The following is a 12,940-nucleotide window of genomic DNA, read 5'->3' as shown; positions in this document are numbered from 1 at the left end:
ATGGCACGCAGGAAGCCCGGACTAATAAGATGGCATTGAAATCCCCCGCGTTTCGTAAAAAATTTCCGTTGTTGGTTACCGGCAGTCTGCTGGCCCTGCAACCCCTGGCCACGTCGTTCGTGGTCGCCGCGGAACAGTATGACTGCTCAGTCTCTGCTTCGGGTGCCTGGGACTGTGCGCCAAAATCACCGGCCGCTGCATTGCCGCCGCGCCCCGTGCATGAGGGCAGCGCAGTCTCCGCCACTGGCGAAGCCCCGGCAGGCACCGCCTCCAGCGAAGACACCGGCGCCAAGCCTGTGCTGGTTACCGAGTCCAAGGGCCGCGGCCTGAAGTCGCGTAGTGAAGACTACAGCCACCTCGACTGGGTTCCGCGCGAGAAGCTCACTGCTGCGCAATTGGCCGAAACCGGTCCTTACTGCTCTGGTTCCTATATCGAACCGATTCGTCCTGGCATGAATGACAAGACGAATAAAAGTGACGCTCCGACCTTTATCGGCGCCAAGGCCTCCCGCTATAAGCAGGAAGAGCAGGTCGCGACCCTCGCCGGTGACGTGGTCATGCGTCAGGGCAGCATGCAAGTCGAAGCCGACGAAGCGAACCTGTACCAGGCCGAGAGCCGTGGCGAACTGGCCGGCAACGTGCGCATTCGCGACAATGGCGCACTGATCGTCGGCGACCACGCCGATGTGCAGCTCGACACCGGTGAAGCCAAGGTCGACAACGCCGAGTACGTGATGCACAAATCGCGTATCCGCGGTAACGCGCTGTACGCCAAACGTGCCGAGAACGCGATCATCCGCCTCAAGGACGGCACGTACACCACGTGCGAACCGAACAGCAATGCCTGGCAGCTCAAGGGCAACAACATCACCTTGAACCCGGCCACCGGTTTCGGTACCGCGACCAACGTGACGCTGCGGGTCAAGGACATTCCGGTTCTGTACACGCCGTACATCTATTTCCCGATCGATGACCGTCGCCAGTCCGGCTTCCTGCCGCCGACCATTGGCACCGGCAGCGATACCGGCTTCATGCTGGTGACCCCGTACTACTTCAACCTGGCGCCGAACTACGACGCCACGTTGTACCCACGCTACATGGCCAAGCACGGCCTGTTGATGGAAGGCGAATTCCGTTACCTGACCAAGTCCAGTGAAGGTCAGTTCGGCGCCGCGTACCTCAACGACGAAGATACCGATCGCAGCAAGCAGACCGACTACGAAAAAAACCGCTACATGTACAACTGGCAGCACAAGGGTGGCCTCGACTCGCGCGTCTTTACGCAAGTCGACTACACCAAAATCAGCGATCCTTATTACTTCCAGGATCTGCAGACTGACCAGATTGGCGTGAAAAGCGCTGACTATGTGAACCAGCAGGGTTCTGTTACCTATCGTGGCGACAGCTACACCGCTCGCTTGAACGCCCAGGCTTATCAGCTGGCGACTGTTTCGAACATCACGCCGTACGACCGTTTGCCGCAGATCACCTTTAATGGTCAGCTGCCGTATCATCCGGAAGGTTTGAACTTCGATTACGAGACAGAGATCGTTCGATTTGACCGGGATCTGAAGAGTGGAACATTCGTCCAGCAGGACGGAATTACCACCGAGCCACGTCTGGATAACAACATCTTTGGTCTGGCACGCGCCAACGGCGACCGTTTGAATCTCAAACCAGGTGTCAGCCTGCCGCTGAACTGGACCTATGGTTTCTTCAAGCCATCGCTCAAGTACCAGTACACGCAGTATCAACTGGATCTGGACGGCCGAGGCAAGAGCGACATCGCTTCGCAAAGCGCGGAACAGGACAGGCTTAACGGCACGTTCAGCAGCAACCAGAACCGTGGGGTACCGATCGCCAGCATCGACAGCGGTCTTTACTTTGACCGCAACACTTCCTGGTTCGGAAAAAACTACCGTCAGACCCTGGAACCGCGTCTGTTCTACCTCTATGTACCTGAGGAAGACCAGAAGGATATTCCGGTATTCGACACCAGCGAATACACCTTCAACTACGCCTCGCTGTTCCGTGACAACCGCTTCTCCGGTTCCGACCGTGTCGGCGACGAGAACAAACTGTCCCTGGGCGTGACCAGCCGCTGGATCGAAGACAATGGTTTCGAGCGTCAACGTATCAGCGTCGGCCAAGCCATGTACTTCAAGGACCGCGAAGTCCAGTTGCCAGGTATCGACGCAAAAACCCGCGCCGATGCTCAAGCCAATGTTTCACCGTATGCGCTGGAATACGAATACCGCTGGAACCGCGACTGGCGCACCACCGCCGACTACAACTGGGACCCGGACAGCCGCAGCCCCCGCTCGGGCAGCGCGATGTTCCACTACCAGCCTGAAGACAACCCGAACAAGGTCATCAACGCCGGTTATCGCTATCGCAATGACCAGGTCCGTTATGACCAGAACACCGGTAAATGGTCGGTGGGCGGTGGCGATTACGGCACCCCGGGCACACCTGGCTACGTGAAGGACTACTACAAGATCAAACAGCACGACTTCTCGGTGATCTGGCCGATCGTGCCACAATGGAACGCCATCAGCCGCTGGCAGTATGACTACAACCGCAACCGTACCCTGGAAGCCTTTGGTGGTTTCGAGTACGACAACTGCTGCTGGAAACTACGCCTGATCAACCGTTACTGGGTTTCCTATGACGAATTCAGTCAGGAAGCTCCACAAAACGAAAAAGGCGACCACGGCGTCTTCCTCCAAATTGTTCTGAAGGGACTCGGCGGCCTCACCGGCGCCAAAGTAGAGAGCTTCCTCGACAAAGGCATCCAAGGTTATCGTGAACGTGAAGACCAAGCTTTCTGATTGTCTGCGCCCGCTGATGCTGGGCGCGCTGTTCCTGGGTACCGCGGCCAACGCCGCGGTAGAGTCCATCGACAAAGTAGTGGCCATCGTCGACAACGACGTGGTCATGCAGAGCCAACTGGACCGGCGCGTTCACGAAGTTCAGCAAACCATCGCCAAACGCGGTGCTGCCGTACCGCCTGCCGGCGTACTGGATCAGCAGGTGCTCGAGCGTCTGATCGTCGAAAACCTGCAATTGCAGATCGGCGAGCGTTCCGGCATCCGCATTACCGATGAAGAACTGAACCAGGCTGTCGGCACCATTGCCCAGCGCAACAACATGTCGATCGAACAATTCCGCGCCGCTTTGGCTCGCGACGGCCTGTCTTATGACGACGCCCGCGACCAGATCCGCCGCGAAATGATCATCAGCCGTGTGCGTCAGCGCCGTGTGGCCGAGCGCATTCAGGTGTCCGAGCAGGAAGTGAAGAACTTCCTGGCGTCCGACCTGGGCAAGATGCAGCTGTCCGAAGAGTTCCGTTTGGCCAACATCCTGATTCCTACGCCGGAAAGCGCCAACTCCGAAGCGATTCAGAATGCCGCCAAACAAGCCGACGCGGTTTACCAGCAACTCAAGCAAGGCGCTGACTTCGGTCAGTTGGCAATTGCCAAATCCGCCAGCGAAACCGCACTGGAAGGCGGCGACATGGGCTGGCGTAAAGCGGCTCAACTGCCACCTCCGTTCGATCGCCTGCTGGGCACCATGGCCGTTGGCGACGTAACCCAGCCAATGCGCACGCCGGGCGGCTTCATTATCCTGAAGATCCTCGACAAGCGTGGCGGCGAAGCCCAGGTGCGTGACGAAGTGCACGTACGGCACATCCTGGTCAAACCGAGCCCGATCCGCGACGAAGAAAAAACCAAGGCCCTGGCTCAATCGCTCTACAGCCGTATTCAAGCGGGCGAAGACTTTGGCGAACTGGCGAAAAGCTTCTCGGAGGACCCGGGTTCGGCCCTCAACGGTGGCGACCTGAACTGGATCGACCCGAACGCGCTGGTACCTGAATTCCGCGAAGTGATGGCCAAGACCCCGCAAGGTCAGCTGTCCAAGCCGTTCAAGACCCAATATGGCTGGCACGTTCTGGAAGTGCTTGGCCGCCGCGCCACCGACAGCACCGCGCAGGCCCGTGAGCAGCAAGCGATGACCGTACTGCGTAACCGCAAATACGACGAAGAGCTGCAAACCTGGCTGCGTCAGATCCGTGACGAAGCGTACGTAGAAATCAAACTCCCTGGTGCAGACCAGGCAGCGCAGTGAAACCCAAGCGTTTCGCGCTGACTCCCGGCGAACCAGCCGGCATAGGTCCAGACCTGTGCCTGCTGCTCGCCTCGCAAGCCCAGCCACACCCCCTGATTGCCATTACCAGCCGCGACCTGCTCACCGAGCGGGCCGCGCAACTGGGCGTGACTGTCGACCTGCTGCCGGTAACGCCGGACAACTGGCCGAACGATCCCGCACCGGCCAACAGCCTGTATGTGTGGGATACGCCTCTCAACGCCAAGGTCACCGCCGGGCAACTGGACAAGGCCAATGCGGCTTTCGTTCTGGAAACCCTGACCCGTGCTGGCCAGGGCTGTCTGGATGGGCATTTCGCCGGCATGATCACCGCCCCGGTGCATAAGGGTGTGATCAATGAATCAGGGATCGCCTTTTCCGGGCACACGGAGTTTCTCGCTGACCTGACCCACACCGCGCAAGTGGTGATGATGCTCGCCACCCGCGGCTTGCGCGTGGCGCTGGTCACCACTCACCTGCCCCTTCGCGAAATTGCCGACGCGATCACACCGGAGCGGCTGGAGCGGGTCACACGGATCCTGCACACCGACCTGAAAGAAAAATTCGGCATCGCCCAGCCACGCATCCTGGTTTGCGGGCTTAACCCGCATGCCGGTGAAGGCGGCCATCTGGGCCATGAAGAAATCGACATCATCGAACCCACGTTAGAGCGCCTGCGCGGCGAGGGCATGGACCTTCGCGGCCCCCTGCCCGCCGACACTCTGTTTACCCCCAAATATCTGGAGCACTGCGACGCAGTGCTGGCGATGTACCACGACCAGGGCTTGCCTGTGCTGAAATACAAAGGCTTCGGCGCGGCAGTCAACGTGACCCTCGGCTTGCCGATCATCCGCACGTCGGTCGACCACGGCACCGCCCTGGACCTGGCTGGCAGCGGCAACATCGACACCGGCAGCCTGCAAGTCGCCCTGGAAACCGCCTACCAGATGGCCGAGACCCGTTTATGACCGAGCATTACCAACACCGGGCGCGCAAGCGCTTCGGCCAGAACTTCCTGCACGATGCCGGCGTTATCGACCGCATCCTGCGCTCCATTCACGCCAAACCTGAAGACCGTCTGCTGGAAATCGGTCCGGGCCAGGGTGCATTGACCGCAGGCTTGCTCAACAGCGGCGCCCAACTGGACGTCGTGGAGCTGGACAAGGACCTGATCCCGATCCTCAACCAGCAGTTCGCCGGCAAGAGCAACTTCAATCTGCATCAGGGCGACGCGCTCAAGTTCGACTTCAACAGCCTGAACGCCGCACCAAGCAGCCTGCGAGTGGTCGGCAACCTGCCGTACAACATCTCTACGCCGCTGATTTTTCACCTGCTGAACAACGCCAACCTGATTCGCGACATGCACTTCATGTTGCAAAAAGAAGTGGTCGAGCGCCTGGCGGCGGGTCCTGGTGGCGGTGACTGGGGTCGGCTGTCGATCATGGTTCAGTACCATTGCCGGGTCGAGCATCTGTTCAACGTCGGTCCGGGCGCGTTCAATCCGCCGCCGAAAGTCGACTCCGCAATTGTGCGCCTGGTGCCCCACGCGATGCTGCCGCACCCGGCCAAGGATCATCGCCTGCTGGAGCGCGTCGTTCGCGAAGCTTTCAACCAGCGTCGCAAGACCCTGCGCAACACACTGAAACTATTGCTGAGCAATGCCGAAATCGAAGCCGCCGGCGTCGATGGCAGCCTGCGCCCCGAGCAGCTCGACCTGGCCGCCTTCGTACGCCTGGCCGACAAGCTCAGCGAACAAGCCTTGCAAAAGCCTGCCACCGACTGACAGGCGATGAACGCTATCGGGTAGGACGCCACTCTGGTTTACTACCCGATACTTGGCCTAGACTGAGCTCTATCAGCTACGCCCCGCGTTCCGCTTCGTTTCTAAGGCCTTTTGCATGTCCGATCCTCGTTATCAGGTCGACGTCAGCGTCGTCACCCGCTATCTGGCAGAACAATCGCAACCCGAGCACAACCGCTTTGCCTTCGCCTACACCATCACCGTGCAAAACAATGGCCTGCTACCCGCCAAACTGCTTTCACGGCATTGGGTCATCACCGACGGTGACGGGCATGTCGAGGAGGTTCGCGGTGCGGGCGTCGTCGGCCAGCAGCCGTTGATCGAGGTGGGCAAGAGCCACACTTACAGCAGCGGCACCGTCATGACGTCCAAGGTCGGCACGATGCAGGGCACTTACCAGATGCTCGCCGAAGACGGCAAACACTTCGACGCCATCATCGCGCCGTTCCGTCTGGCGGTCCCCGGAGCGTTGCACTGATGGCGACGTATGCCGTCGGTGACGTGCAGGGTTGCCTTGAGCCGTTGCAATGCCTGCTCAAGCAAGTCGCCTTCGACCCTGCCCGAGACCGTCTGTGGCTGGTGGGCGATCTCGTCAACCGTGGCCCACAGTCGCTGGAAACCCTGCGCTTCCTCTATAGCATCCGCGAAGCGCTGGTGTGCGTACTCGGCAACCACGACCTGCACTTGCTGGCCGTCGGGCAAAACATCGAGCGCCTGAAGAAAGCCGATACCTTGCGTGAGATCCTCGAAGCACCCGATCGCGCGGATCTGCTGGAGTGGGTTCGCCAGCAAAAGCTCATGCACTACGACGAACAGCGCGATATCGCCCTGGTCCATGCCGGCATCCCGCCGCAATGGTCGCTGCGCAAAGCCTTGAAGTGCGCCGCCGAAGTCGAAGAAGCCCTGCACGATGACAACCGCTTCGCGCCTTACCTTGACGGCATGTACGGCAACGAGCCGGTGAAATGGAACAGCGACCTCAAAGGCGCCGCCCGCCTGCGAGTCATCACCAACTATTTCACCCGAATGCGCTTTTGCACCAGCGACGGCAAACTCGACCTCAAGGGCAAGGAAGGCATCGACACCGCACCGCCGGGTTATGCGCCGTGGTTCGCGCACAAGGAACGCAAGACCAAAGGCCTGAAGATCATCTTCGGCCATTGGGCAGCGCTTGAGGGCCAGTGCAACGAGCCTGGACTGTTTGCACTCGACAGCGGTTGCGTCTGGGGTGGCGCCATGACCCTGATGAACGTCGACACCTTCGAGCGCCTGCAATGCAAATGCGACGCCCATGGCCATCTTCAACCGGCAGTCGCCACCTCTATTTCCGAACAAACGTCAGCCAGCGCCCCGCGCTAGACTGCGCTTTCAGCCGAGCCACAGGAGCCCGCCATGAGCGAATTCAAACGCATTCCCCCAGAACAAGCCCAGACCCTGCGCGAACAAGGCGCAGTGGTGGTCGATGTCCGCGACCCGGCTACTTTTACCGCACTGCACATCACCGGCTCGAAGCATCTGGATAACCATTCCCTGCATGCTTTCATTCAGGGTGCCGATCTGGATGCGCCAACGGTAGTGGTCTGTTATCACGGAAACTCCAGCCAGGGCGCCGCTGCTTACCTGATCAGCCAGGGCTTCACTGATGTCTACAGCATGGACGGCGGTTTTGAGCTGTGGCGTACGACCTATCCTTCGGAAACGGCGCAAGGCACGTCCGAATAATTTTTTTGTAACGCGCAAGCCCCGGCCCCCGTGGGCTCGCGCGATTACAGACGAACGGTCTGCCATAACTTATTGCGGATCTTGCCTTTACCTCCCGAATTCCCAACTATCCTTAAGCGCAGGCCATCCAAAACAGGGGAGAGCCGGTACACCGGCGCACGGGTCATCGGGAGTAGCTTTCGGAGTAGTCAGCTCCGGGAGAGTTCTGGGGGGTAAACAGCAACTGCCTGTTCGGTTGCTGCCAGCATCGACTGAGTGATCCGGCGTCGGCTCCACGTATCGAGCGAGGTGACGTCATGAGTATCTTTAGCCACTTCCAACAACGCTTCGAGTCCACACGCCAGGAAGAATTCTCCCTGCAGGAGTATCTGGAACTGTGCAAAAAGGACCGCAGCGCCTACGCCTCCGCCGCCGAGCGTCTACTGCTGGCCATCGGGGAGCCGGAGCTGCTCGACACCTCGACCAATTCGAGGCTGTCGCGCATCTTTTCCAACAAGGTGATCCGTCGCTATCCGGCCTTTGAAGACTTCCACGGGATGGAAGAATGCATCGACCAGATCGTGTCGTATTTCCGCCATGCCGCTCAGGGTCTGGAAGAAAAGAAACAGATCCTCTACCTGCTTGGCCCTGTCGGTGGCGGTAAGTCATCTTTGGCCGAAAAGCTTAAACAGCTGATCGAGAAAGTACCCTTCTATGCAATCAAGGGCTCGCCGGTATTCGAGTCGCCCCTGGGTCTGTTCAACGCCACTGAAGATGGCGCGATCCTCGAGGAAGACTTCGGTATTCCCCGGCGCTACCTCAACACCATCATGTCGCCATGGGCGACCAAGCGCCTGGCCGAATTCGGCGGCGACATAAGCCAATTCCGCGTGGTGAAACTCTATCCGTCGATCCTCAACCAGATTGCGGTCGCGAAAACCGAGCCGGGCGATGAAAACAACCAGGACATCTCGGCACTGGTGGGCAAGGTCGATATTCGTAAACTGGAAGAGTTTCCGCAGAACGACGCCGATGCCTACAGCTATTCGGGGGCACTGTGCCGGGCCAACCAGGGCCTGATGGAGTTCGTCGAAATGTTCAAGGCACCGATCAAGGTGCTGCACCCATTGCTGACGGCCACCCAGGAAGGCAACTACAACAGTACCGAAGGCCTGGGGGCGATTCCGTTCACCGGGATCCTGCTGGCCCACTCCAACGAATCGGAATGGCACACCTTCCGCAACAACAAGAACAACGAAGCCTTCATCGACCGGATCTATATCGTCAAAGTGCCGTATTGCCTGCGCGTCAGCGACGAGGTGAAGATCTACGACAAGCTGTTGTTCAACAGTTCGCTGGCCAAGGCCCATTGCGCACCCGACACGCTGAAAATGCTCGCTCAGTTCACCGTGCTCTCGCGCCTTAAAGAGCCGGAAAACTCCAACATCTACTCCAAGATGCGCGTGTATGACGGTGAAAACCTCAAGGACACCGATCCGAAGGCCAAGTCGATCCAGGAATACCGCGACGCAGCAGGTGTCGACGAAGGCATGAACGGTCTGTCGACCCGCTTCGCCTTCAAGATCCTGTCGAAGGTCTTCAACTTCGATCCGCACGAAATCGCCGCCAACCCGGTGCATCTGCTCTACGTGCTGGAACAGCAGATCGAACAGGAACAATTCCAGGCCGAGACACGCGAACGCTATCTGCGCTTCCTGAAAGAGTACCTGGCGCCGCGTTATATCGAATTCATCGGCAAGGAGATCCAGACTGCCTACCTCGAGTCTTACAGCGAGTACGGCCAGAACATCTTCGATCGCTACGTGCTGTACGCCGACTTCTGGATTCAGGATCAGGAATACCGCGATCCGGAAACCGGCGAGATTCTCAACCGCGTGGCACTGAACGAAGAACTGGAGAAAATCGAGAAACCGGCCGGCATCAGCAATCCGAAGGATTTCCGCAACGAGATCGTCAACTTCGTACTGCGCGCCCGTGCCAACAACAACGGCAAGAACCCAACCTGGCTCAGCTACGAAAAACTGCGGGTGGTCATCGAGAAGAAAATGTTCTCCAACACCGAGGACCTGCTGCCGGTCATCAGCTTCAACGCCAAGGCCAGCAAAGAGGACCAGCAGAAGCACAACGACTTCGTCACACGGATGGTCGAGCGGGGTTACACCGACAAACAGGTACGACTGCTGTCCGAGTGGTACCTGCGGGTCAGAAAATCACAGTAACCCGCTGCCGGTCAGACCGGTTGTCGTTAGCCAGAGGTCTGTGTACGATTTTTCTGTTACACAGACCTCTGGGAGGTGTTCGAAAGTCGGTAACGAGGTTCAGGCAGCATCCACAAGCGCTTGGGGGAGCGTGAACATCCCTTGGCACAGTTCGATGCTGCATAACCGCTCGCCCCTTTCAGGACAGCTTCTAAGGAGCAGTCATGAGCTATGTGATCGACCGACGTCTCAATGGCAAAAACAAGAGCACGGTAAACCGCCAGCGGTTTCTGCGGCGCTACCGTGATCACATCAAAAAGGCCGTCGAAGAGGCGGTCAGCCGGCGTTCCATTACCGATATGGAGCACGGCGAGCAGATCAGCATTCCCGGCCGCGACATCGACGAGCCAGTGCTTCACCACGGCCGGGGCGGCAAGCAGACCATCGTGCACCCCGGCAACAAGGAGTTCACCAGCGGCGAGCACATTGCTCGTCCGCCCGGAGGTGGCGGCGGCAGAGGCCCCGGCAAGGCCGGTAACTCGGGCGAAGGGATGGATGAGTTCGTCTTCCAGATCACCCAGGAAGAATTCCTCGAATTCATGTTCGAAGACCTTGAACTGCCTAACCTGGTCAAGCGTCACCTGACCGGTACCGACACCTTCAAGACCGTACGCGCGGGCATCAGCAACGAAGGCAACCCTTCACGGATCAACATTATCCGCACGTTGCGTTCGGCCCATGCCCGGCGAATCGCCCTGTCTGGCAGCAGCCGGGCCAAACTGCGCGAAGTCAAAGAAGAGCTGGAACGGCTTAGACGAGAGGAGCCGGACAACTTCGGCGACATCCAGGAACTCGAAGCGGAAATCGAGAAACTCAGTGCGCGCATTCACCGAGTGCCATTCCTCGACACCTTTGACCTCAAGTACAACCTGCTGATCAAGCAGCCGAACCCCAGCTCCAAAGCAGTAATGTTCTGCCTGATGGACGTGTCCGGCTCCATGACCCAGGCGACCAAGGACATCGCCAAGCGCTTCTTCATCCTGCTGTACCTGTTCCTCAAGCGGAACTACGACAAGATCGACGTCGTGTTCATCCGCCACCACACCAGTGCCCGCGAAGTGGATGAGGAGGAGTTTTTCTACTCCCGGGAAACCGGCGGCACCATCGTTTCCAGCGCCCTGAAACTGATGCAGGAGATCATGGCCGAGCGTTATCCGAGCAATGAGTGGAATATCTATGCCGCCCAGGCGTCCGACGGCGATAACTGGAACGACGACTCGCCGATCTGCCGTGACATCCTGATCAACCAGATCATGCCGTTCGTGCAGTACTACACTTATGTTGAGATTACCCCGCGCGAACACCAGGCTCTGTGGTTCGAATACGAACGCATCGCCGAAGCCTTCTCTGACACTTTTGCCCAACAGCAACTGGTTTCGGCCGGGGATATCTATCCGGTCTTCCGTGAACTCTTCCAGCGCAGGTTAGTGACATGACCGCCAAAGAGCAAAAGCGCCAACCCATTTCCACCGGCTCCGAATGGACATTCGAGCTGATCCAGGCCTACGACCGCGAAATCAGTCGTCTCGCGGCCCGCTACGCGCTCGATACCTACCCCAACCAGATCGAAGTGATCACCGCCGAACAAATGATGGACGCCTACGCCTCTGTGGGCATGCCCCTGGGTTATCACCATTGGTCCTACGGCAAACACTTCCTCAGCACCGAGAAATCCTACAGCCGCGGCCAAATGGGGCTGGCCTATGAGATTGTGATCAACTCGGACCCTTGCATCGCCTATCTGATGGAGGAAAACACCATCTGCATGCAGGCTCTGGTGGTGGCTCACGCCTGCTATGGCCATAACAGCTTCTTCAAGGGCAATTACCTGTTTCGTACCTGGACCGACGCCAGCTCGATCATCGATTACCTGGTGTTCGCCAAGCAGTACATCATGCAGTGCGAAGAACGCCACGGCATCGACGCGGTAGAGGACTTGCTCGATTCCTGCCACGCACTGATGAACTACGGGGTCGACCGTTACAAACGCCCTTATCCGATTTCCGCCGAAGAAGAACGCCGCCGGCAGAAGGATCGGGAAGAGCATCTGCAGAAGCAGATCAATGATTTGTGGCGGACCATTCCCAAAGGCGCAGACAAGTTCAGCGACAAGGACAACGCGCGCTTCCCCGCCGAGCCACAGGAAAACATCCTGTACTTCATCGAAAAACACGCCCCGCTGCTGGAACCCTGGCAGCGCGAAATCGTGCGGATCGTGCGCAAGATCGCCCAGTATTTTTATCCACAGCGCCAGACCCAGGTGATGAACGAAGGCTGGGCCACCTTCTGGCACTACACCTTGATGAACGACCTTTATGACGAAGGCCTGGTCACCGATGGCTTCATGATGGAGTTTCTGACGTCCCACACCAGCGTGGTCTTTCAGCCCGGCTTCGACAGCCCCTACTACAGCGGAATCAACCCCTACACCCTGGGTTTTGCCATGTATCGCGATATCCGGCGGATATGCGAACACCCTACCGAAGAGGACTACCGCTGGTTCCCGGAAATTGCCGGCACCGACTGGCTGTCCAGCATCAAATTCGCCATGAGCAGCTTCAAGGACGAGAGCTTCATCCTGCAGTACCTGTCACCCAAGGTGATCCGCGACCTGAAGCTGTTCAGCATCCTCGATGACGACCAAAAGGATGATCTGCTGGTTCCGGCGATCCACGACGAAGAGGGCTATCGAACCATCCGCGAAACCCTGGCGGCGCAATACAACCTGGGCAATCGTGAACCCAACATCCAGATCTACAGCATCGACCGGCGCGGCGACCGCTCGCTGACCCTGCGTCACCAGCAGCACGACCGCAAGCCGCTGGGCGATTCCACCGAGGAAGTGCTCAAGCACCTGCACCGGCTCTGGGGCTTCGACATTCACCTGGAAACCCTGCAAGGGGATCAGGTGGTGAAAACCCACCACGTTCCCCCCAGAAGCGAGCACGGTGAGGGGGACTACGGCCGGCTAGACCTGGCTGTCATTCATCTTTGATCCTGTTTCGGCCTCCGG

The 12,940-nt window shown here is 58.7% G+C and carries 10 protein-coding genes; all 10 read left to right on the top strand.

Annotated elements, in window-relative coordinates; translation table 11 throughout:
* The first annotated feature begins 29 nt into the window (after positions 1-29).
* The 10 genes from AC30D7_RS18970 (at position 30) to AC30D7_RS18925 (ending at position 12,922) form a co-directional block, all read left to right on the top strand.
* A complete protein-coding gene (locus AC30D7_RS18970) occupies positions 30-2,831 on the top strand; it encodes an LPS-assembly protein LptD (protein ID WP_490135089.1) in 2,802 nt (933 codons plus the stop codon).
* Complete coding sequence (gene surA / locus AC30D7_RS18965; protein WP_490135088.1) at positions 2,812-4,128, top strand: peptidylprolyl isomerase SurA; 1,317 nt, start codon at positions 2,812-2,814, stop codon at positions 4,126-4,128. The genes AC30D7_RS18970 and surA overlap by 20 nt, the downstream gene beginning before the upstream one ends.
* Positions 4,125-5,114 (top strand): 4-hydroxythreonine-4-phosphate dehydrogenase PdxA, encoded by a 990-nt coding sequence (gene pdxA / locus AC30D7_RS18960; protein WP_490135087.1) that lies wholly within the window; start codon positions 4,125-4,127, stop codon positions 5,112-5,114. Before surA ends, pdxA begins: the two co-directional genes overlap by 4 nt.
* Positions 5,111-5,929 carry a 16S rRNA (adenine(1518)-N(6)/adenine(1519)-N(6))-dimethyltransferase RsmA gene (rsmA, locus tag AC30D7_RS18955; protein WP_490135086.1) on the top strand — a complete coding sequence of 273 codons (819 nt, stop codon included), beginning with the start codon at positions 5,111-5,113 and terminating at the stop codon, positions 5,927-5,929. Before pdxA ends, rsmA begins: the two co-directional genes overlap by 4 nt.
* A 115-nt stretch (positions 5,930-6,044) precedes the next feature.
* Positions 6,045-6,425: a Co2+/Mg2+ efflux protein ApaG gene (gene apaG / locus AC30D7_RS18950; RefSeq protein ID WP_490135085.1), complete on the top strand. Its 381-nt coding sequence runs from the start codon at positions 6,045-6,047 to the stop codon at positions 6,423-6,425.
* The gene (locus AC30D7_RS18945; protein ID WP_490135084.1) at positions 6,425-7,306 is read left to right on the top strand and encodes a symmetrical bis(5'-nucleosyl)-tetraphosphatase; all 882 of its coding nucleotides are present in this window, start codon (positions 6,425-6,427) and stop codon (positions 7,304-7,306) included. The genes apaG and AC30D7_RS18945 overlap by 1 nt, the downstream gene beginning before the upstream one ends.
* A 33-nt stretch (positions 7,307-7,339) precedes the next feature.
* Positions 7,340-7,669, top strand: coding sequence for a thiosulfate sulfurtransferase GlpE (gene glpE, locus AC30D7_RS18940; protein ID WP_490135083.1), 330 nt, complete (start codon positions 7,340-7,342; stop codon positions 7,667-7,669).
* Positions 7,670-7,965: 296 nt separating this feature from the next.
* Positions 7,966-9,888: a PrkA family serine protein kinase gene (locus AC30D7_RS18935; RefSeq protein WP_105340959.1), complete on the top strand. Its 1,923-nt coding sequence runs from the start codon at positions 7,966-7,968 to the stop codon at positions 9,886-9,888.
* Positions 9,889-10,091: 203 nt separating this feature from the next.
* Complete coding sequence (locus AC30D7_RS18930) at positions 10,092-11,363, top strand: YeaH/YhbH family protein (protein WP_490135082.1); 1,272 nt, start codon at positions 10,092-10,094, stop codon at positions 11,361-11,363.
* Positions 11,360-12,922: a SpoVR family protein gene (locus AC30D7_RS18925; RefSeq protein ID WP_490135081.1), complete on the top strand. Its 1,563-nt coding sequence runs from the start codon at positions 11,360-11,362 to the stop codon at positions 12,920-12,922. The genes AC30D7_RS18930 and AC30D7_RS18925 overlap by 4 nt, the downstream gene beginning before the upstream one ends.
* Positions 12,923-12,940: the final 18 nt, after the last annotated feature.

The sequence above is a fragment of the Pseudomonas sp. DF5 genome (genome assembly GCF_058148225.1).
The sequence above is the reverse complement of the archived record's forward strand: the minus strand, read 5'-3'. Positions and strand labels throughout refer to the sequence as shown.